This window comes from Cohnella hashimotonis (assembly GCF_030014955.1).
In the GTDB taxonomy this organism is placed as follows: Bacteria; Bacillota; Bacilli; order Paenibacillales; family Paenibacillaceae; genus Cohnella; species Cohnella hashimotonis.
In genome coordinates this window covers 2693178-2713200 of sequence record NZ_JAGRPV010000001.1, presented here as the reverse complement: position 1 = coordinate 2713200, position 20023 = coordinate 2693178, and the positions used below count along the sequence as shown (strand labels likewise).

The 20023-nt window shown below is 57.2% G+C and carries 21 protein-coding genes; 3 read left to right on the top strand and 18 right to left on the bottom strand.

From position 1 onward, the window contains the following. Positions 1 to 8 precede the first annotated feature (8 nt). The 5 genes from KB449_RS10800 to KB449_RS10780 all read right to left on the bottom strand — a co-directional run bounded on the left by KB449_RS10800 (position 9) and on the right by KB449_RS10780 (position 4502). On the bottom strand, positions 9 to 665 hold the full coding sequence (locus KB449_RS10800; RefSeq protein WP_282908379.1) for a flagellar brake protein: 657 nt from the start codon (positions 663 to 665) through the stop codon (positions 9 to 11). Between the two features lie 173 nt (positions 666 to 838). After that, positions 839 to 2218 (bottom strand): germination protein YpeB, encoded by a 1380-nt coding sequence (gene ypeB, locus KB449_RS10795; protein ID WP_282908378.1) that lies wholly within the window; start codon positions 2216 to 2218, stop codon positions 839 to 841. A gap of 278 nt (positions 2219 to 2496) precedes the next feature. Continuing rightward, on the bottom strand, positions 2497 to 3186 hold the full coding sequence (gene prsW, locus KB449_RS10790) for a glutamic-type intramembrane protease PrsW (RefSeq protein WP_282908377.1): 690 nt from the start codon (positions 3184 to 3186) through the stop codon (positions 2497 to 2499). Between the two features lie 104 nt (positions 3187 to 3290). Continuing rightward, positions 3291 to 3893, bottom strand: coding sequence for a genetic competence negative regulator (locus tag KB449_RS10785; protein ID WP_282908376.1), 603 nt, complete (start codon positions 3891 to 3893; stop codon positions 3291 to 3293). Positions 3894 to 4127: 234 nt separating this feature from the next. Next, positions 4128 to 4502 (bottom strand): hypothetical protein, encoded by a 375-nt coding sequence (locus tag KB449_RS10780; RefSeq protein WP_282908375.1) that lies wholly within the window; start codon positions 4500 to 4502, stop codon positions 4128 to 4130. A 174-nt stretch (positions 4503 to 4676) separates the two neighbouring features. On the opposite strand from KB449_RS10780, the gene KB449_RS10775 reads away from it, so the two are divergent. Then, a complete protein-coding gene (locus KB449_RS10775) occupies positions 4677 to 5573 on the top strand; it encodes a polysaccharide deacetylase family protein (protein ID WP_282908374.1) in 897 nt (298 codons plus the stop codon). A gap of 56 nt (positions 5574 to 5629) precedes the next feature. Here KB449_RS10775 and KB449_RS10770 read toward each other — a convergent pair whose 3' ends face one another. Beyond that, positions 5630 to 5935, bottom strand: coding sequence for a hypothetical protein (locus KB449_RS10770; protein WP_282908373.1), 306 nt, complete (start codon positions 5933 to 5935; stop codon positions 5630 to 5632). Next, a complete protein-coding gene (locus KB449_RS10765) occupies positions 5932 to 6531 on the bottom strand; it encodes a CPBP family intramembrane glutamic endopeptidase (protein ID WP_282908372.1) in 600 nt (199 codons plus the stop codon). Before KB449_RS10765 ends, KB449_RS10770 begins: the two co-directional genes overlap by 4 nt. A 95-nt stretch (positions 6532 to 6626) precedes the next feature. Here KB449_RS10765 and KB449_RS10760 point away from each other — a divergent pair, with 95 nt between their 5' ends. Together KB449_RS10760 and serA are read left to right on the top strand one after the other, a co-directional pair. Then, complete coding sequence (locus KB449_RS10760; RefSeq protein ID WP_282908371.1) at positions 6627 to 7550, top strand: hypothetical protein; 924 nt, start codon at positions 6627 to 6629, stop codon at positions 7548 to 7550. 182 nt (positions 7551 to 7732) lie between these two features. Beyond that, positions 7733 to 9325, top strand: a complete 1593-nt coding sequence (gene serA / locus KB449_RS10755; protein WP_282908370.1) for a phosphoglycerate dehydrogenase — start codon at positions 7733 to 7735, stop codon at positions 9323 to 9325. An 88-nt stretch (positions 9326 to 9413) separates the two neighbouring features. On the opposite strand, the gene KB449_RS10750 is transcribed toward serA, so the two are convergent. The 11 genes from KB449_RS10750 to KB449_RS10700 all read right to left on the bottom strand — a co-directional run bounded on the left by KB449_RS10750 (position 9414) and on the right by KB449_RS10700 (position 19972). After that, complete coding sequence (locus tag KB449_RS10750; RefSeq protein ID WP_282908369.1) at positions 9414 to 10844, bottom strand: HAMP domain-containing sensor histidine kinase; 1431 nt, start codon at positions 10842 to 10844, stop codon at positions 9414 to 9416. Positions 10845 to 10847: 3 nt separating this feature from the next. Beyond that, the gene (locus KB449_RS10745; RefSeq protein WP_282912790.1) at positions 10848 to 11564 is read right to left on the bottom strand and encodes a response regulator transcription factor; all 717 of its coding nucleotides are present in this window, start codon (positions 11562 to 11564) and stop codon (positions 10848 to 10850) included. A 50-nt stretch (positions 11565 to 11614) separates the two neighbouring features. Then, a complete protein-coding gene (gene ccsA, locus KB449_RS10740) occupies positions 11615 to 12874 on the bottom strand; it encodes a cytochrome c biogenesis protein CcsA (RefSeq protein ID WP_282908368.1) in 1260 nt (419 codons plus the stop codon). Next, positions 12871 to 14550, bottom strand: a complete 1680-nt coding sequence (gene resB / locus KB449_RS10735) for a cytochrome c biogenesis protein ResB (RefSeq protein WP_282908367.1) — start codon at positions 14548 to 14550, stop codon at positions 12871 to 12873. The genes ccsA and resB overlap by 4 nt, the downstream gene beginning before the upstream one ends. Before the next feature lie 24 nt (positions 14551 to 14574). After that, positions 14575 to 15105 carry a redoxin domain-containing protein gene (locus KB449_RS10730; protein ID WP_282908366.1) on the bottom strand — a complete coding sequence of 177 codons (531 nt, stop codon included), beginning with the start codon at positions 15103 to 15105 and terminating at the stop codon, positions 14575 to 14577. A 132-nt stretch (positions 15106 to 15237) separates the two neighbouring features. Continuing rightward, complete coding sequence (locus KB449_RS10725) at positions 15238 to 15978, bottom strand: pseudouridine synthase (protein WP_282908365.1); 741 nt, start codon at positions 15976 to 15978, stop codon at positions 15238 to 15240. A gap of 80 nt (positions 15979 to 16058) precedes the next feature. Further along, positions 16059 to 16589, bottom strand: coding sequence for a spore maturation protein (locus KB449_RS10720; protein ID WP_282908364.1), 531 nt, complete (start codon positions 16587 to 16589; stop codon positions 16059 to 16061). A gap of 36 nt (positions 16590 to 16625) precedes the next feature. After that, positions 16626 to 17276, bottom strand: coding sequence for a nucleoside recognition domain-containing protein (locus KB449_RS10715; RefSeq protein WP_282908363.1), 651 nt, complete (start codon positions 17274 to 17276; stop codon positions 16626 to 16628). Positions 17277 to 17302: 26 nt separating this feature from the next. After that, on the bottom strand, positions 17303 to 18310 hold the full coding sequence (locus tag KB449_RS10710) for a D-alanyl-D-alanine carboxypeptidase family protein (RefSeq protein WP_282912789.1): 1008 nt from the start codon (positions 18308 to 18310) through the stop codon (positions 17303 to 17305). Positions 18311 to 18623: 313 nt separating this feature from the next. Continuing rightward, complete coding sequence (ytfJ, locus tag KB449_RS10705; protein WP_282908362.1) at positions 18624 to 19115, bottom strand: GerW family sporulation protein; 492 nt, start codon at positions 19113 to 19115, stop codon at positions 18624 to 18626. Between the two features lie 155 nt (positions 19116 to 19270). Next, the gene (locus KB449_RS10700) at positions 19271 to 19972 is read right to left on the bottom strand and encodes a DUF2953 domain-containing protein (RefSeq protein ID WP_282908361.1); all 702 of its coding nucleotides are present in this window, start codon (positions 19970 to 19972) and stop codon (positions 19271 to 19273) included. Positions 19973 to 20023 lie beyond the last annotated feature (51 nt).

The following is a 20023-nucleotide window of genomic DNA, read 5'->3' as shown; positions in this document are numbered from 1 at the left end:
TCCTTCGTCTAGTCCTTCCTTCGTTCTAGCTGCTTCTCGAAGCAATAACGAATGATTTTTTGCTGATCGGTATCCTGGATGTCCTGAAACCGCATCATGACCAAATTGTGATGCGGCTCGACCGGCACGATCCGTACGATCTCGCCCTCGAATTGCGCATGCGAGACCGTGCCGGATTTATAGTTCAGCAGGAGCCAGCAGTTCGCCTTCATATTCGGCGTAATCGGCCACTTGCGGTCGCATCTGAACGAGACGCCGCCGCCGCCGACATCGTCCGTCAGCGCCGTGAAACGCATCTTCTCGCCGAGACGGACGGCAATCTCCAGCTGCGCCTCGACGCGTAAAAAGCTTCTGCGCTGTTCTCTTGATATTTGATCCGGATCAGGCTTAGGAATGACGAGCTGACTGATGCTGTCCCTTCGTATCGAATGAACGCGGGCGGCGAACTGGTGCTTGACGCCTTCCGACGTAAAATATGTAAGCTTAAGCTCGTCTCCGGGTTCGGTTCGATGAAGCCTCCGCGTCTGTTCGTCGATGGGGATGTCCACGTACAAAAAACGATCGTCGGCGTCTGTGACGCGGGACCGAAGCATGCTTGGCGCCCCGCCGTCGTTCGTCGCCGCATGGGGCTGAATGTAGAGCATTTGACCTATCTTGGGAAGCACGCTGCACCTCCATGCGACTGCTGTATAATGTCGGAATGACGCGAACATTGTCTTCTAGTTCGTATTATCCTATGCATTATAGCACGATCGCTTGTCCTGCGGCAGATGGCAAGTGGTCAAAATATTGAAATCCGCCGAACCGGTTTTCAGTCCGGCGGTTTCAAGCGAAAAAGCTACAAAATCGCTCTTGCCGAATCCGGAATTTGCTCGACCTTCTCTTCGATGCCCGTATCGGCATTAATGTAAATGCGATACTGCGCACCGTTGATCTTGCCGGTATACTCGTGGCATAGCACTTCTTTATCCTCGTCGTTCTCGATAACGGCCAGATGATGCCCCGTTACTTGAAGCTTCGGATGAAGCACCGACTTGGCTTTCACCTCGTCGACGTTCGCCCTGCCGACGGCAAGGCCGGCTTCATGATAGACGTGGTCAGCCGCTTGAAGGCCGACGGCCTCGCCGTTGTCGAGCGCGATCCTCACCGTTACTTTGTCCGGATATACGAGCACGTCATTTTTCTCGGCTACAAACGTGAATACGGCAACGTGGTCGTATTCGTCGTAGGTCACCGGCGTCATCGAGTCATAACCCTTGGCCTTCAGGAATTCGATGGCTTTCTGCTTGGCTGCGCCGACGCTCAAGCTGCGGGTCTTGACGACGCGTGGATTCATGAACCAAAGCAGCTTGCCGCCGTTCGCAGTAAAATCCATTACGATCTGCGGCTTCCCGTCCCCCTTGGACGCATGGTTTGCAGCGTTTATCGTTGCCGTATAAGTCGGATGGTCGGTTTTCGCGCCGTTTTCGGCGATCATGATGTCGCGGCCGGTTGACATCGCGGAAACGCCGAGGAATTCACGCGCTTTGCGCCGAGCCTCCTCCGGTGAAATTCTAGGACCGGAAGCGTTGCCGTGCGCGCGCTGAAGATGCTGGGAAGCCGATGATGGCCCCCAATCGTTTTCCGGATAGGACGAAACCTTTTTGTCGACCGTCTTAAAGCCGTCAATAATCGAATTGTCCACTGTCTGGTCGGCGCTTGCAATGGCGACTTCGACATCCATCCACCTTAAGTGATCGGAAAGAACGGCATCCTGAACCTTGCCCAGCTCTTTGTTGATGTCGGCCGCTTTCGCATACAAGGATTGCATCGTTTGCGTTTCCTTGTCGGACAAAGGCTCCTTCGTGAGATCGCGCACGGACGTCCGGTACGCAAAATCGGAAATACGCGTCAAAAAGTTTTCCGTTTGATTAAACGGCAGAAGCGTAAGCGGAAGCTGATTCACTTCGTTTTGCGCCTGGCTCGTGAGCCGCCATACGTTCACCAGTCCTTTGCGCTGCATGCGATAGGAAGCGCTATTGACCGCAAGCGTCTTGCCGAGCTGCTCCTGAAGGCTGCCCATATGGTTCGTCAAGTCGTGGAAAGCGCGTTGGTACTGGTTTTCCGCCTTGATCAGCACGGCGTTTTTCTCCTGATGCTCCTGGTATCCCCAAAAGACAGCACCCGCGAGCAGCAGCGCGCAAAGCGGAAACATCACTGCGCTTAATCGTTTGTACATGAAAAACGGCCCCTTTCATTCCCAGACTACGGATTGCCGTTAGTGTGGGTATGAGGAGCCGGCTTTATGCATTTGCTTCTTCAATTTCGAATCGATCCGCGTTGCCGCAGACGCACTGCCTGAACCCGGTATCTACTTTTCCGCGTTCCCGCTTGCCCCGCAAAATAAACTTTTCCCCGCAGGACTTGCATCTGATCGTGACCTTGACCCGTACGCTATCCAAAAGACTCCCTCGCTCCCGCAACTGTTAAAAACATTATCGCCACAATCCGGGAGCTTTAACCGCCTTCCTCGCGATGCACAAGACGGAATGGAGAGACATCGTTGGCGCTTTGGACGTAGCGGATGCTTCGAAACCAGAGCAAGAGCATGAACGGAACGATGATCCACATCCACGTTCTAGGCAGGGATTGCATCAGAAAATCGTATATGCCGTGCCACGCAATCGGCAGCACGAACGCCATCGCCTGGAACAAGCGGGCTTGTTTGCCCTTGGAGAACTTCGCTTTGCCCATAAAGTACCCCATTACTACGCCGAACAAGGCATGTCCGGATACCGGCAGCAGCGCACGTACGAGCAGAGAGCCGAAAGTCGAAGGCTCGGCGAATGCGTACATCACGTTCTCGATCGTTGCGAACCCAAGCGACACTGCCGTCGCGTAAACGATGCCGTCGTAAGGCTCGTCGAACTCGGTATGGTTAAAAACGATGTGATAGAGCACGAACCATTTGAAAAATTCTTCGACGCCGGCGGAAATGACAAAAGAAAACGCGAAGGGCGATTCGCCGAGCCAGATCATGAGTCCGCGCTGTACGATCATGATCGGCAGCACGATCAGCGCGCCGGTCACAAACATCTTGGACACCATCGACAGCGGCTCGGTATCGTACCGATCCTTCCAGTAAAAATAGGCGAGCAAGGCGAGGCCCGGCGCGATAGCCGCAGCGAGCATGGAGATGATCGGCAAGGCGAATCCCCTCCCTTCCTTCTTCTATGATAAGCGCAAAAAAGGACAGCTGCTTTAAAAACGTTCGCCGTTTTTATGCAGCATGTCCGTCAAGGAGCGCCGACTCAGGCGAAATGCTCCGTCAGCACTTGCACGGCATGGGCCGGGATTATCAATTGTCCGTATTCCTCAAGCACGGCAGGCGTGACGGAAGTCGCGTCGCCGTACTCCGCAAGAATCGCTATCAGCGCGTTGTCGTTCGCATTCTCGCCGGAGGACGGATCGAAACACAATATCCAGTGGTTCTGATATTTGTACATTCGGCCCTCGTCCGTGATCTGGGACTTCAGCATCTTGGCCGCGCCAATGGCGTCCTCGATGTCACGGAACCGATATATGATGGCTTCGCTCTGTTCAAGCGTGACTTCCATTTCGTACACTTCTTCGTCGAGTTCTTCCTCGGCGCCCGCTTCGGAATCCCTCTCCATCTTGCCCCTCGTGACGATGACGACCATGCCCTGCGCAGGCATCGCGAATACTTCGACCGCCAGTGGTCCGGAAGCGTCGAAACCAAGCTCGCTGTAAGCCTGATCCATCATTTCGCTGAAGAGCTCGTGAACCTTCGGAATTTCCCGCCACATGTCTTCCTTCTGGATCCCGCGTTCCGACAGGTCGTCAAAGGTAAGGAAAATCCTAATCTTGTCTTGGCTAAGCCGCTCCATCCTCATGACAGGATCCTCCCTTCTGCACACGATGGGTGATAACAGCGTATGACGCAACAGGCAATACGTGTGTATTTTGTGCTTTAACATATGTTATCACTTCTACCCTTGAAATGCACTAGCCAAAACCCACAAATTTAAGTAGAGAATGAACGGGGAATCGCCTTTATTGGATGAAAAATAAAAAAAACGGCGTCCGGCGTCTCCCTTGGGGGCTACGCAGCGACGCCGCCGGCCGCATCAGATCCGATGCTGTCCGTTTTCCGCAAGAATCTCGTTCACGTCCTCCCGGACGCCGCGGTCTTTGGATACGATGCTTGCGAGTTCGCCAAGACCGCTTTTGCCCGTGTCGGACGCATCCGTGTCAGGCGCATAGGAAGCATTCCTCTTGCTTCCTTCGCTCGCCGATGCGCTTCTGCGATCGGCGTGCGCCGAGGTCGATCCGGAACGCATGTCGAACAATTTACCGATTGCGCCATCCTTCATGCCGAAGGAACGGTTTTTAAGCTCCCGGCCGAGCATGCCAGCAGCAACGGACCACTTCGGACTGCGGCGAATCGCGACGGTCAAGGCAGCGCCAACGATACCACCCATGACGAATGTAGCCATCTTCATGCTATCGCCTCCTGTTCAATTTTAAATTCTGGCAAGCCTGTTGAGGTTCCACGCTTAGTTTGGCCTCCGCATGCCGCTTCATGCCGCTTAAATTCAGGAAGAAGATTGGACGACTCGGACGACGGGTATGGTACAATCGTTAGATGCTAGCTCAGTCGAAAGGATGTCATGTAAATGCTGAAAAATGCTGCAGGCTGGTCCGCTGTCGGCGCGCTAGCCCTTGCGCTCGCTGCATGCGGCGGCAACGGGGACGAGAACGCTTCTCCTACCGTCGTTCCGACGGTTTCTTCGGCATCTTCCCCTGCCGCAGCAGCCACCTCGGCCGCCCCGACAGCGACGAGCACGCCGTCCGAATCGCCGTCACCCGCGCCTTCTGAATCGCCATCTCCGTCGCCAAGCGCGTCTTCGACGCCGCCTATCGACGCGAAGACTTACAAGATGAACAAAAATTACGACATCGTGCCGATCGACAAGACGGCAAACAGCGACAAAGTCGTTCTGCTGACGTTCGACGACGGGCCGAAGGATGAAAAAACGCTTAAACCCATCCTGGATACGCTGGACAAGCATCATGCCAAAGCGATCTTTTTCGTCAATGGCTATCGCGTGAAGGCGCACCCCGAGCTGCTCCAGGAAATCGACCAAAGGGGCCAAACGGTCGGCAATCACTCGTACGAGCATATCCAGCTCGGTAAGGAAAGCGCGGAATCGATCAAGGCCCAGATCGGTAAAGTTCAGGATATCGTAGAGGCGACGATCGGCAAGCGCCCCGTTTTTTTTCGGCCGCCCAACGCGTCCGCCAACGATGACGTTCACAAAATCGCTGCCGATAACGGCCTTTTGTTCATGACCTGGTCCAACGGCTCCCTGGATTGGACGATGTCCGGAACGAAGACCAAGGACAAGACAAAAGCGATTATCGACAACGTGACGGACCAGCTTCATGCAGGCAGCAATATCCTGATGCACGAGCTGTCCTGGACGGCGGCCGCTTTGGATCAGCTCCTGACGACGCTCGAAAGCAAAGGATATTCTTTTGTCGATCCTTCGACGATCGAGACCGGCTTTTAGGCTAAAAAGAAACGACGCCTCCGATTTCGCGCTGCGAAACGGAAAGCGTCGTTTTTTTAAACGGTAGAATAATGTTCGTAGCCCCACCAGAGCAGAAAGCCGACAAGCGCCGAAAATAAGAGAAGCAGAAAGCGATAAAACCATTTGCTGTAACTCTTGCGGGCGGACGGATGCACCACCGCTCTCGGCGGCATGCCGGTCTCCGGGAGACCTGATGCGGCCGCCGTTTCCGCGATCGCGCGCTCCAGCTGCTCAATCGTTGTCGGTTCGTGATCTGCGGCTTCCTTTTCGTCCGGCGACAGCGCATGTCGCTTGGCCTCTACGTATTTATCCCATGCTGTCGGAAGACGCTCCTCGTTCATTCCCCCTCTTCCCTCCTGTACTTAATAATAATCCCCATCGTCAGATCGACTAGAAAATGGGTGAAAACAGGCGCCCATATCGTCCCTGTATGCGTAAGCAGCAAGCCGAGGCCGTAACTGATGGCGAACACCATGCCCGTCGGAATCCAGTGACGCAGGTACCTGACGTGTATCGCCGCAAATATAATGCTCGTCCAATAAGGTCCGAACGAATGCTGAATCGCGCCGCGGAACAACAATTCCTCGCATATGCTGACGACCGCGCACAGCAAGACGATATGCCACAACGGACGATTCCTGAAGATCCGCTCGTTGACGCCGCCGTCGTCCTTGGCTTCATCAGGAATCCAACGGGATATGCCGATGTCGAACGCGACGACAAGCGCAGCCAGGCCAGCGGCCCAGTAAAGAAAAGCAACACTCCCCTGAATTCGGAATATTTCCAAAATATTCTGCCCCTGAAAAAACACCCATGCCAATCCGATAATGAAAGTAAGCGCCTGCGTGGCGTACAAGTTGATAAGCAGCATTTTGTCGCTGAGCTCATCTACGGTCACTTTTCTGAGTTTAACGTTTTTAATGTCGAATTTAGGCATGTTACCTCGTCTGATGTAAATTTTTGTTATGTACGTATGCTAATCATTTCCTTATACTAAAAGCTAATCATGTCGATCTACACGAGGAGTATTACATGGAAAAACGTCTCTCAAGAACAGATCTGGTTTTTGCGCTCGGCTTCTTGTTTTTTCTGATCGTTGCGATCGCCGCCTTTTTTAGCGGAGTCAAAGTCGGCACGGATCGAACGCAAGCGCTCTATGCCAAGCCGGCCGGCGCACAGGCGTCCAAACCGGTCGAATCTCCCAATGCGTATTCCCAGCAGGATCTCGTATCCTTCTATCATAACGTATTTCAGTCCCATCGGGAATGGATGGCCGAATGGTCGTCGGCCCGCACGCGCTGGCTGTCCGACGACACGGCCGATCGCGCCTCCTCGCTGAAGGAGCTTTCCAAGCTGGCGGCGAGCAAGTACAACGAGTCCAAAGTGACGACCGTGTCCAGCCTTACGCCGAGCCTCATGAATGCGCAGAACAACTATTTGAAAAGTCTGAAGCTTTACGAAAGCAGCTTCGGACAGCTCGCTGCGCATGCCAACGAAGGTTCGGCGGCCGAAGCGCTGGCGCGCGTCTCCAAAAATGCCTACTTCACCGAGGCGGTAAGGCTCGGCTTGCTCGCGCAAAGCCAATATTACGACTCGATGCTCAAGTGGGGAGCCACGGTGAATCTATCCTTGCCTGATGCCTATGCGCTCCCCAATGTCCTGACGAATGCAGAATGGTCCAAGCTGCCGCTTCTGGTCAAAAATACGATTGCCGCGCAGTACATGTTCCTGAATCGTACGGAATACGATTACTTGCCGCAAGATCTGACCGCAAGAATCGACTATTTCATCAATTCGGGCCAAGCGGCCAAGATGAAGCAAAAGACGATTCGTTCGATCGTCGACATGCTGAATAGCACGGACGCGATTCGCGGCGGGGACTATTTGTCCCTCAAGACGAGATATTACTCCAAAGAGCTATTGCCGCTGCTGCCCTTTTTCTCGTCGGACACGTAATATTACGTCGAATGCGCCCCGATTGTTCCACATTTTCCATTGCATTTTCAAGTCGCGTTGCTTTACAATAAGAATCGCCGCTTTTACGAGATCACCCTCAAAACGCTGTTGGTCCGGTAGGGCAACGGGGGTTTTAGGGTGTTTTCTATATATTCATCACTTCGTAGTACAGGGGGATTACTATGTTTAAAGTGTTGGTATCGGATCCGATCAGCGATCTCGGCATCTCGCTCCTCGTCGAGGCAAGCGACATTTCCATCGATAAGAAAACCGGTCTCTCCGAAGACGAATTGGTCGCCATCATCGGCGAGTATGACGCGCTGCTCGTGCGCAGCCAGACGCGCGTCACCGAGCGGATCATGACTGCCGGCAAGTCGCTCAAGGTCATCGGACGCGCCGGCGTAGGCGTCGACAATATCGACCTGGATGCCGCTACGAAGCGCGGCATCGTCGTCATCAATGCGCCGGACGGCAACACGATCACGACTTGCGAGCATACGTTCGCGATGATGATGGCGCTCGCTCGCCACATCCCGCAAGCTTACGCAAAGACGATCGGCGGCGTATGGGACCGCAAATCGTTCGTCGGCGTCGAGCTTCGCAACAAAACGCTGGGCGTGCTCGGCATGGGCCGGATCGGCAGCGAAGTTGCAGCTCGCGCCAAGGCGTTCGGCATGAAGGTGCTCGGCTACGATCCGTTCCTTACCGAAGAACGCGCGGACAAGCTGGGCGTGACGCTTGCCACCGTCGACGACGTCGTGCGCGGAGCCGACTTCATCACCGTCCATACGCCGCTGACGCCCGAGACCCGTCATATGATCGGCAGAGCGCAATTCGAAGTCATCAAACCCGGCGTACGCATCGTTAACTGCGCGCGCGGGGGAATTATCGACGAGCAGGCGCTGATCGAAGCCATCGACGCAGGACGCGTCGCCGGCGCAGCCTTTGACGTGTTCGAGGAAGAGCCGCCAGCAGCCGACCACCCTTTCCTGAATCACCCCAAGGTAATCGTTACCCCCCATCTTGGCGCTTCTACGGTCGAAGCGCAGGAGAATGTGGCGATCGACGTTTCCGAGCAGCTGCTGCATATTTTAAGAAACGAGCCGTACAAGAACGCCGTCAACATGCCCCCTGTACCCGGCGACCTGCTCGCTAAGCTTGAGCCGTACTTTACGCTCGCTCGCAAGCTCGGCAGCTTCGCAGCCCAAATCACCGACGGACCGGTCAAAGAGATCAGTGTCTCCTACGCCGGCGAGCTGGCCGATGTAGACACGCAGCCTTTGACGCGTCAGGTCGTTCAAGGGGTGCTCGCGCACCACCTCGGCTCCGACCAGGTGAACGCAGTCAACGCGATGCACCTCGCCAAGATGCGCGAAGTGAACATTGTCACGACGAAGTCCCAGGCAGCCAAGGGTTTCACCAACCTGGTGACGGTCACGCTCAAGACGGGGCGCGAGGAACGCTCGGCTGCTGGCGCGCTGCTTAACGGCTTCGGACCTCGCATCACGCAAATCGACAAGTATCCGGTCGACGTCGAGTCGCAGGGCCACCTGGTTCTGATCTCTCACCACGACAAGCCGGGTATTATCGGTCGCGTCGGCACTCTGCTCGGCACGAACGGCGTCAATATCGCGACGATGCAGGTGGGACGCAAGATCGTAGGCGGAGCCGCCATCATGGTGCTCGGCGTCGACAAAGCCGTTCCGAAGGATGTGCTGTCGCAGCTTGAGGAGCTGCCGGATCTGAACTCGGCAAAGGAAATTCAGCTCGTATAAGGACCTTAAAAGAAAGACCGCCAGGGCAATATCGCCTGGCGGTCTTTCTTTTTGAAATGGATCGTTGCGCATCCCATGCTGGTGCGTGTTATCCGGCCGGAAGCAGCAGCTTGAACTCCGTACCTTCCCCAATCGCGCTGGATACGCGAATGGTCCCTTCGTGCGCTTCGACCAGGTTGCGTACAATTGCAAGGCCAAGACCGGTACCGACCTTGGAGTCGCGTTTGCGCGCCTTGTCCGCTTTGTAGAACCGCTCGAAAATGTAAGGCAAATCCTCCGTCGGAATGCCCTCTCCCTCGTCTTTGACGACAATCTCGATCTGGCTGGCGCCCTTGTCGCCATTCTTCATGCATGCGCCAAGGGTGATGGACGCGCCCGAGGCCGTGTGGCGCAGCGCATTGTCGAGCAGGTTGGTAAGCACCTGCTCCAGACGATCGGGATCGGCGCGCCGCAGCAGCAGACCGCTGTCCTCGCCCGAACGGATCAGCTCGATACCCCGCTCCTTCGCGAGCGCAGAAAATTTGCGATGGACGCGTTGCAGCAGCGCGTTCACGTCGACTTCCTGCATCGTCATGTCCAGATAACCGGCTTCAAGACGGGCAAGATCGAGCAGATCCTTCACGAGCCGCCCCATGCGCAGCGACTCGTCGTGGATGACCTGCACCAGCTCGTGCCGTTCCTCCGGCGACTGGGCGATATCGTCCAGCAGCGCCTCGCTATAGCCCTGCACCATCGCGACTGGCGTGCGAATCTCGTGCGACACGTTGGCGACGAAGTCCTTGCGCATCTTGTCTACTCTGAATTCCTCTGTCACGTCGCGAAGCACCGCGACGGCGCCGCCGCCCGCGCTGCCCTCGCCCGAGGCGACGGGCGTCATGACAACCGACCAAACGCCGCTTTGCACATGAATTTTGCCCGTATGCGTCGTGCCCTTGGAGATCAGCGTATTATAAATGTCGCGGAGCGGATCCGGCACGGTCTCCCGCTCGTCCGCCTCGCCCTCGTCCTCCCACTTCAGGCCGCGCCATACCTCGAGCAGATGCTGTCCCTCCGGATTGGTCAGCTTGACCCTCCCGTTCGCGTCAAAAAGCAGGACGGCATCGCTCATGCTGCGCAGCACGCCGTCGAGCTGGTCGCGCTCATGCTGGATGTCGCGAATGAGCGTGTTCAGCTCGGAAGCCATCTGATTAAAGCTGTTGGCCAGCTCTCCGATCTCGTCCCAGGAACGGACGACGAGACGGGTCGAATATTCGCCCTGCGCCACCCGGTTCGCAGCCTGCTTCATCTCCCGCAGCGGCTGCGTGATTTTCGTGAGCAGGAAAAACGCGAAGAACGTCGTAAGCAAGAAGCCTACGGCGCCCGAATAAATGAATAGATGCTTGATCTCGGCAAGCGAGTCCGCGCTGACCGTCACGTCGACGATCTTCAGTAGGAACAAGCCGACCGTAGAGATGACCACGGCGACCAGCAGGATGATCGTCAACCACAGCTTGCCGACTACGGTTCTCCAGATCGCCATGGCTTACTTGGCGACCTCGAGCTTGTAGCCGACGCCCCATACGGTCGTGATCATCGCGGCGGCTTCGGTCGAGACGCGATTCAGCTTTTCGCGCAGCCGCTTGACATGCGTATCGACTGTACGCAGATCTCCGAAGAAGTCGTAATTCCATACGTCCTTCAGCAAATCCTCGCGGGAAAAAACCTTGTCCGGGGAGCTTGCCAAATAATGCAGCAGCTCGTACTCCTTGGGCGTAAGGTTCACTTCCTGGCCGCCGGCGGTGACGCGGTGCGCATCGTGCTCGATGACCAGATGCGGGAATACGATATTGTTGCTCGTATTGAGCTCCTTGGACAGGAATGCGGTCGCCGACGATCTGCGCAAGATCGCCTTGATCCGGAAGATCACTTCGCGCGGGCTGAACGGCTTGACGACGTAGTCGTCCGCGCCAGCTTCGAAGCCTTGGACGCGGTTCACTTCCTCGCCCTTCGCCGTCAGCATAATAACGGGGGTCGCCTTGGATTGACGCAGGCGCGAGCATACCTCCATACCGTCGATGCCGGGCAGCATCAGGTCGAGCACGATCAGATCGTACTCCTCCTGCAGCGCCAGCTTGAGCGCGGTCTCCCCGTCTTCGGCTTCCTCGATGACATAGCCTTCCTTTTCCAAATACATGCGCAGCAGTCGACGGATACGCTCCTCGTCGTCTACCACCAATATGCGATTACCGGCGCTCATTATAGGGTTCGGCCCCTTTCTGCTCTAAAAATCCGCTTGTCTAATTATAACGGTTAAACGCCTGCGTAGGAATGGAGCCCGGCGATAACGAGATTGACGCCGATCAGCGTGAACAGAACCACGAGGAAGCCGATGACCGCAAGCCATGCGGAGCGGGTCCCCTGCCAGCCTCTTGACAGCCGCAGGTGGAGATAGGCGCTGTAGAACAGCCAGGTAATGAGCGCCCACACTTCCTTGGGATCCCAGCCCCAGAATCTCGACCAGGCGATCTGCGCCCATATCATCGCGAAGATAAGGGCACCTAGCGTGAATATGGGAAATCCGATCGCGATGGCCCGGTAGCTGATCTCGTCGAGGTCCTCCGGATCGATATCGGTCAGATGCGGATGGATGACGGCCGCGATCGGCTTGCGCGCGATCAACCGCAGCAAACCATACAGAATCGCGCCGGACAGCAGCGACCAGATAACGGTGTTCAGCTTGCGGCCCGCATTGACGCCGTTCATCCAGGATGGCGCTTCGAACAGCGGATCCTTGATGCCAAGATACGGCTGCATGGACAGCTTATCGCTGTTATATGGCGCCACGATCGGCGGCAGGCCGTATACGACCGTCTGCGTGACGCTCTGCTGAACGCCCTGCTGATCGATGCTCACTTTCTCTTGCTGGAACTTGGCTTCATAGCCGCCGCCGCGGAAGGCGAACACGGACACGAGGAACCCGATGATGACGACCATGAAAAACAGGACGAACTCGACCCACTTTTGCTCGCGGCGGCCGGCTTTGTCTTTGCGAGAGAAATCGATGACCCGCAGCAGCTGCACGAGGGCCGCGGCAAAGCCGACCGCGAAAAATGCCTCGCCCGTAGCGGCCGTCGTGACGTGTATCTTGAGCCAGTAGTTGTTGAGCGCCGGGATAAGCGGCTGCACCTCGGACGGGAACACGGCAGCGTACGCAATGATGATGATGACGAGCGGGATGGCGAACGCGCCGAGCAAGTTGTTCCGGTAGATCAGGTGTACAATGATGAAGGCGAAAACGATCGCCATCGCCAGAAACGTCATAAACTCGTACATATTGCTTGTCGGGATATGGCCGCCGCCCTTCCAGCGTGTGAAGAAGAACGTCAAATGGCACGCCCAACCGGCAACTGCCAGAATAAAGCCGAAGCGGCCCCATCTGCGATTGTGAAGCTCGGGCTTCCGGTTGCTCCAGCGCTTGCCGGCCACCGCGATCGCGTAGCAAATGAACGATGCGCAGTATAGGTAAAAGGCGGCCTGGAATGCGGTGCTGCTGATATCTAGCCAGTTCAACGTGAATTCCTCCTGTTATCGAGCGCCTTCGGATCGACGGCGATGCCGCACTTGGCGAGCGCCGAAGCCGTTTCGTTGCGAATGCCGTACGTATTTTTGTTCGTGTGCGCGCCCAGCGTAAGCTTGCTGCCGTCAATGCGCAGCCAGATGCGCCGGTGATGCCAATAGAAGCCCATCACGAGGCCGATCATTGAGATCGCGGCGCCTACCCATACGTAAGGCATCGCCCTGTCGACCCGAACGTTAAGGAAAGTCGTGTACTGCGAAAACGTCACGTTTTCCATTTTGCCGACTTCAAAGTTGAAGCGTCCCGTATTGCTCCCGAGCTTTTCGAAGCTGTCGTTAATCTGCTGCTGCACGCCTTTGTCGGCTGCGCTCGGCATCGGGAAGTAGATGTAAAGTTCGCCCTTCTCGTCCAGATCGGGTCCCGTGATCCGGTAGACGAACGCCGGGTTGTTGAAGTCCCGGGACTTGGTCATCGGCCGGCCTTCTTCATCGAGACCGAAATCGGGATAGACATCGTTCAACGTCAGCGTGTAAGGGCCTGCCTCGGACTTTTCTGCAGGATCGCTCATTTTAAGATCGAACGGCCCGTACGAATCGCCTGTCTTGGCATCCAGAAGCATCGGCTTAACCTCGATAAGCCGAATTTTCTGCTCGAAGTTGTACTGATACAGCTTAAGTCCCTTATATTCGAGCGGCGAATTCACTTCGATGTCGTGAGATTCGACCTTCTCGAGCACCGGGTCGTGCAGCGGGTCGTCGCTGCAATACTGCGTGCATGCATACAGCGTCGCTTGCGTCTGGTACAGCTTGGCGCGAAGCGTGCCCTTTAGCTTGTCCGGCAGCTCCTCGTCCTTGTAATAATCGACGGTGAACTTGTCGTTGCCGACGTAGTAGTTCGTCCCTGGAATCTGCTTGACCTGATGCTCGTCGATGCTCACGTACTGGTCCATGTGCCAGGCGGGTACGCTGCGTCCGAGCACCGCCAGCAGAAACAGGATAAGTCCGATGTGGTTAATGTACGGTCCCCATCGGCTGAACCGGTTTTTCTCGGCGAGCAGCGCGGTGCCGTCCGTCCATACGCGGTAGCGCTTGCGCTTCAGCTGGGCGGCGAAGTCCGCAACCCACTTATTCGCATCGCCCGCGATTTCCGTCTCCAGCACGGTCTGCTGGCGGGTCAGAAACGTCAGATGCTTGCGGACCTGCTGCTTGGACAGCGCTTTGTATAGCGGGAGCACGCGGTCCAGGCTGCAAATGACAAGCGACGTGCCGATCATGACGAGCAGCCCGATGAACCACCACGACTGGTACGTGCGGGAGAAGCCCAGCGCCTGATACACCGCTCCCCACGTGCCATAGGTTTCTTTGTAGAAAGCCGCCGGATCGTCCAGGTTGATAAAGGTGCTCTCTTGCGGGTAAATCGTGCCGAGCGCGGCGCCGACCAGCGTCAGAATGATGAGCCAGATCGCGATCTTGACCGACGAAAAAAAGTTCCAGACGCGGTCAATGACCGCCGGATTTTGCTTCTGCGATCGTCTGGCCGCACCGTCGTATCGCATCTCCAGCGGGGAATCGAGCGGAAGGTCGTCCACCAGCGGCTTGCCGCAGGATTCGCAGAGCACGGTACCGGTCGGATTCTGGTGACCGCACTCGCACTTGGTATTGTGTATCAACGCTTGCTGCCTCCTGTCAGAGCCCTAATCCTTGCCGAGCAGCAGCGCGATGCGGGATTCGATCGTTTCCTCGCTCATCGGGCCGCCGATTACGATGTCTTGAATCTTGCCGTCGGCCGTGATGAAGAAGGTCGTCGGATATTCCTTCAGGCCGTATTTGCGTTCCGTTTTTTTGTTTTTGTCGAGCAGCACGGGAAAATGAATATCGTAGGATCGGAGGAAGCTGCCGACGCTTACGCGGTCCTCGCTCAGATTGATGCCGACCAGCTGGACACCCTGGTCCTTCCATTTATCGTACTGCGCCTGAAGCGCGGGCATCTCGTTGCGGCATGGCGGGCAGAACGTCCCCCAGAAGTTGACCACCAGCGGCTTGCCGCGGTACGATTCGAGACTGTGCGTCTTACCGTCAAGTCCGAGCAAATCGAATGCCGGCGCCTCGCTTCCGGGTTTAAGCGCTTTATTGGGCGTCAAAAAGGACTGGCCGATCGCGTATCCCCCGACAAGCAGCACGACGGCCAGTATGATGTATTGGATCGGTTTGCGATAACGCTTCACTTTGTCACCACCGGCGTCTTTTCTTCCATTATAGCGAAAATACCGGATTCGCAGGCAAGCGCCCGGAGCTCCGGTTTTGAACATTGTGTGACACGCCGCGATAGGCTTGTGTCTTGCGCCGGCGCAGCCGTCTTATTCGCCCCGCTCCGCTTGCTTGGCCGCGTCGCGCAGCGATTGGACCTCGGCGTCGGACAGCTTGCGGTATTTGCCGCGCTGCAGGTTGTCCAGCGTGAGTCCGCCGAACGAGACGCGCTTCAGCCGAATGACCGGGTGATGGATCGCTTCGAACATCCGCCTGACCTGACGGTTGCGTCCCTCGCGGATCGTGATCGAGATGGTGGCCTGCTTGCCCTCGGGATCGACGTCGTGGTACTCGATCTCTGCGGGCGCCGTCATACCGTCATCAAGCTTGATCCCTTTCTGGAGCTTGTCAAGCGCATCGCCGTGCGGTACCCGCTCTACCGTCGCCAAATAAGTCTTCGCCACGTGGTGGCGCGGGTGGGTGAGCAGATTGGCGAGCTCGCCGTCGTTCGTGAGTAGCAGCAGCCCCTCGGTGTCGTAATCAAGCCGGCCGACAGGATAGACGCGTTCCTTAACGCCCTTCAGAAAGTCCGTGACGACCGTGCGGCCCTTTTCGTCATGCATGCTCGTGATTACGCCCTTGGGCTTATTGAACAACAAATAAAGCTTGCTCTCGGATTTGATTTTCTTGCCGTTCACCGCGATGGCGTCTTTGGCGGGATCGGCCTTCACGCCGAGCTCCTTGACCACCTCGCCGTTGACCGTCACCTTGCCGGCCGCGATGAGTTCCTCGCACTTGCGCCTCGAAGCGACGCCTGCATTCGCGAGTATTTTCTGCAATCGTTCCTCCACTGATGGTTCACCTCACCCCCCATCATACTCCGATGGCGGGTTTTGCACAACTTGGGCGGGGAATCCTGAAGAGGGGCGCGCTAAAAAAGCAGCCAGCAAGCGAAGATGGCCGCAAAAAACCCGACCGCGTCGGAAAAGAGACCGACCTTGAGCGCGTAACGCGCATTGCGAATGCCGACAGCGCCGAAGTAAACCGTCACGACGTACAGCGTCGTGTCGGTGCTGCCCTGGACGACCGAGGCGATCCGTCCGATCAGCGAGTCGGGTCCGTAGGTTTTGATGAGGTCGGTTGCAAAAGCGAGCGAGCCTGCGCCCGTGATCGGGCGAAGCAGACCGAGCGGGAGCACCTCGGCGGGGATGCCGAGCGCGCTGAACAGCGGGGCGATCCAGCCGATCAGCATGTCCATCGCGCCGGATGCGCGGAACATGGCGATGGCGGTCATCATGCCGACGAGATGGGGAATGATGCCGATCGCCGTCTGAAAGCCGTCCTTGGCTCCGTCGACGAACGTCTCGTAGACCGGGACTTTGCGAAATGCGGCGACCAACGGGATCAGGACGATAAACATGGGGATCGCCCAAGCGGAGAGCGCGTGCAAGGCGGCAACCATGGCGAACGCTCCTTTCTCCCTTTTAATAGGCGTGTCCTAGAACGATGCCGGCGGCCCGGCGGCCTGCCGTCCCGAAGACGAAGGAGACGGCGGCTGCACCGGCGGCGAACCTGGTTGCCTACGACGGTACCAGCGATCCGCCGCGATGGCTGCACCGGTCGATATAGCTGTCGCAAGCAGCGTCGGTCCGATAATATCGGCGGGATGCGCCGAGCCGAAGTTCATTCGAATGGCGATCAGCGTCGTCGGTACGATCGTGATGCTCGCGGTATTGAGCGCGAGTAGCGTGCACATGGCCGGCGTCGCGACAGCAGGATTCGGGTTAAGCTTCTGAAGCTCCTGCATGGCGCGGATCCCCATCGGCGTCGCGGCATTGCCGAGCCCGAGCAGGTTTGCGCTCATGTTGGAGAGAATATAGCCGAGCGCCGGATGGTCCTTCGGCACGTCCGGGAACAGCCAGCGGACGACAGGCGCCATCAGCAGCGATAGGCGCCTTACGATGCCGGACGCTTCGGCGATTTTCATAAGACCCATCCAAAACACGAGAATGCTGATCAAGCCGAAGCAAACGGTGACGCCCGTTTGAGCGCCCGTAAACGCGGCCTCGGTCACCTGCTGGACGCGCCCGTTAGCAGCGCCTACAATTACGCTCAACGCGATCATGCCAAGCCAGATCCAGTTGACCATGAGGCCGCCTCCTATATGATCGAATATCAGTCGGATGCAGGCGGCTGAGGCAGCAGCTGAACCGCGCCGATGGGCTCGTCCTTCAACCGAAAAGAAAGTTTGCCTCTATACCCTAGCTTGTAATCCGTCGTCTCGGGGCCGTACAATTCAAGACGGATTGCGACCGCGCTCCGCTCGCCGTCGGCGAACGGATAGCAAAGCGTGGAGGCGGCAACGAACGGATAACCTTCCACCGCAGCGCCTTTGGCGATCACCTGCTCTGTCCGATACGCGGCAAATCCGTAATCGAGCAGCTTCGCGTGATCGACCCAGTCGTTTCCGTCGTTCAGCGTCACGGCGGCCAGCTGCCTGCCCTCTCTTGTCGCCGAGCTGACGAGCGTCCGCAACGCCTGCTTCGTGTACCCTGTCTTGACGCCGTCGGCGCCCTCGTAAAGATGGAGCATTTTATTTTTGTTGACCCACTTGTAATCCCATTCCTCGCCGGGATTCGGCGCGGTTTTGACCTTGGTGCCGACAATCTCCCGAAAAGTCGGATTATGCAGCGCATAGGCCGCCAGCTTCGCCATATCGTTCGCGCTGGCGTAGTGGCCTTTTTGGTCAAGACCGCTCGGATTGGCGAAATGGCTGTGCGTCATGCCGATTTCTTCGGCTTTGACATTCATTAAATAGACGAAGCCGTCATGGGAACCGCCGACGTGCTCGGCAATCGCCGTGGCGGCATCGTTGCCGGAGCGCAGCATCAGCCCGAACAGCATGTCCTTCAGCTTCATTTTCTCTCCGGCCTTCAAATAGATCGAAGAGCCTTCCTTGCCCGCGGCACGGCTGCTAACCGTTACAATGCTGTTCAGATCGCGCTGTTCGATCGCGATGATCGCCGTCATGATCTTGGTCGTGCTCGCGATCAGCATCGGCTCGTCGCCGTGGCTGCTGTAGAGCAGCCTGCCGCTGGCGACGTCGATGAGCGCAGCGGCCTTCGCGTGGGTGGAAGGCTTTGCGGGCGATGTCTGCACGGCTATCGAAGTCGATGCAGGCATATTCGAAACTTTGCCGGACATCAAATCGAAAGCCAAAGAAACGTCAGGTGAAACAAAAAGCGACAGCGCAGCCGCCCCGATCGCGGCGATCCCAAGGATGTGCGGGCGAAGACGGCATTTCTTTCGAGCTTGCATGAACGGTTTCCTCCCTGAGAAATTGCTTGTCTGCCAACCGTCTATCCATTGTATGCGGGCATGTCCGCGCTTATGCGGCCGTCGCCCGTCCGCGTCTAGACATGAACAAGCGCAAGGCGAACACCCGAATCGGGCAAGCCTTGCGCTCGTTTTTCGCCGCTCGCGCGAGCGCAGAGGCTCAGTGCGAGTTCAAGTCGGGATCCGTCGGCAGCGAAGCGGCGGTCCGTCGGTCCTCGATCATCGAGTCTTTATCGCCGCGGAACATGCGCTGCAGCTTGTCGACCCAGGTCGGCGCCGCGTCGATCAGCCGTTCGAACAAATGCGTCTGATTGTCGAGCGGTACGACCTTCACGCCTTGGGCGCCAACGACGAGGAACGCGATCGGGCTGATCGATACGCCGCCGCCGCTGCCGCCGCCGAACGGCATTTGCACGCTGGCGTTATGGCCGCTGTCTTGCTGGTTTTGGCCTTGCTTGCGATTGATCTGCTCCTCCCCGCCCTGGAATTCGGATCCGCCGGCCGCGAATCCGAAGCCTACTTTGCTGATCGGCAGGATGACACTCCCGTCCGGCGTTTGAACGGGCTCGCCGACGATCGTGTTGACGTCGACCATTTCCTTAATGTTTTCCATCGCCGTCTGCATTAAGCCTTGAATCGGATGTTCGGACATGCTCTCGCTCGCCTCCTATGCTGTATGCTTGCGCGGCACTCGAATAAATGAAGCCTTCCGCCAGCTATAGGGTAACCGTCGTACCCGCGGAATATGTAACCCGCGAAGCCGCAAAGCCTGTTGGCTCGCATACCCGCAGGAGGTTTGGCCGAATGTTAGGACCTGGTTGCCTGACCAGGCACCGAGCGCCAATCCTTGAACGCTTTTCGGAGCGCGGAACCGTATCGCAAACGCGGCAGCACCTTTAGTCCGTGAGCGAGCGCGGTGCCGGCGCGAATACGGAAATCCGCTTCCCATACGACAGACAGTTCGATTCCGGCGTAAACTGGCTCCACTTTGCCGTGCGGATGCGTATTAAGCTTTACGAATCGGTCCAGCGCACCGGTCGCGATCCCCATGATCGCCCAGCAAAGCCCTGTCGCTACGGCCGTTGACGCGGCGTCGCCCGTTCCGATTCGTATATCCATCCGATAGCGGGTACATTCGATCTTGCGCAATCCTTCAAACAGCCAGCCTTTTAATTCCCGTACCGATACCAGCATTTCCCTGACTGCGACCTTCAGGCGCCTGAGGCTGCGCATGTTGATGAGCATGCGCCTGGAGCTCGAAGATGTCCCACCTGCGGCGGTCGCTTCCGTCTGTTCTTTCATATGATAGGAGAGGCCTGTCTTGGAGAGCCGGATCGTCGGAATTTCTACATGGAAACGGTACAGTCCGTACAGTGCGTGCACGATTACGATGAGCTGGTCGAGCTTGCCGCTGCGGGAATATCGGATCCGGAGACGGACATCGGATAGACACGCGGCGACGACGGCAGCCAGGAGGCATGCCGCTGCGGCCCAATACCAAAAAACCATACGCTCCCCCGCCTTTCGCATGGGGATAGTATGGCCTGGTCACATGGGTTC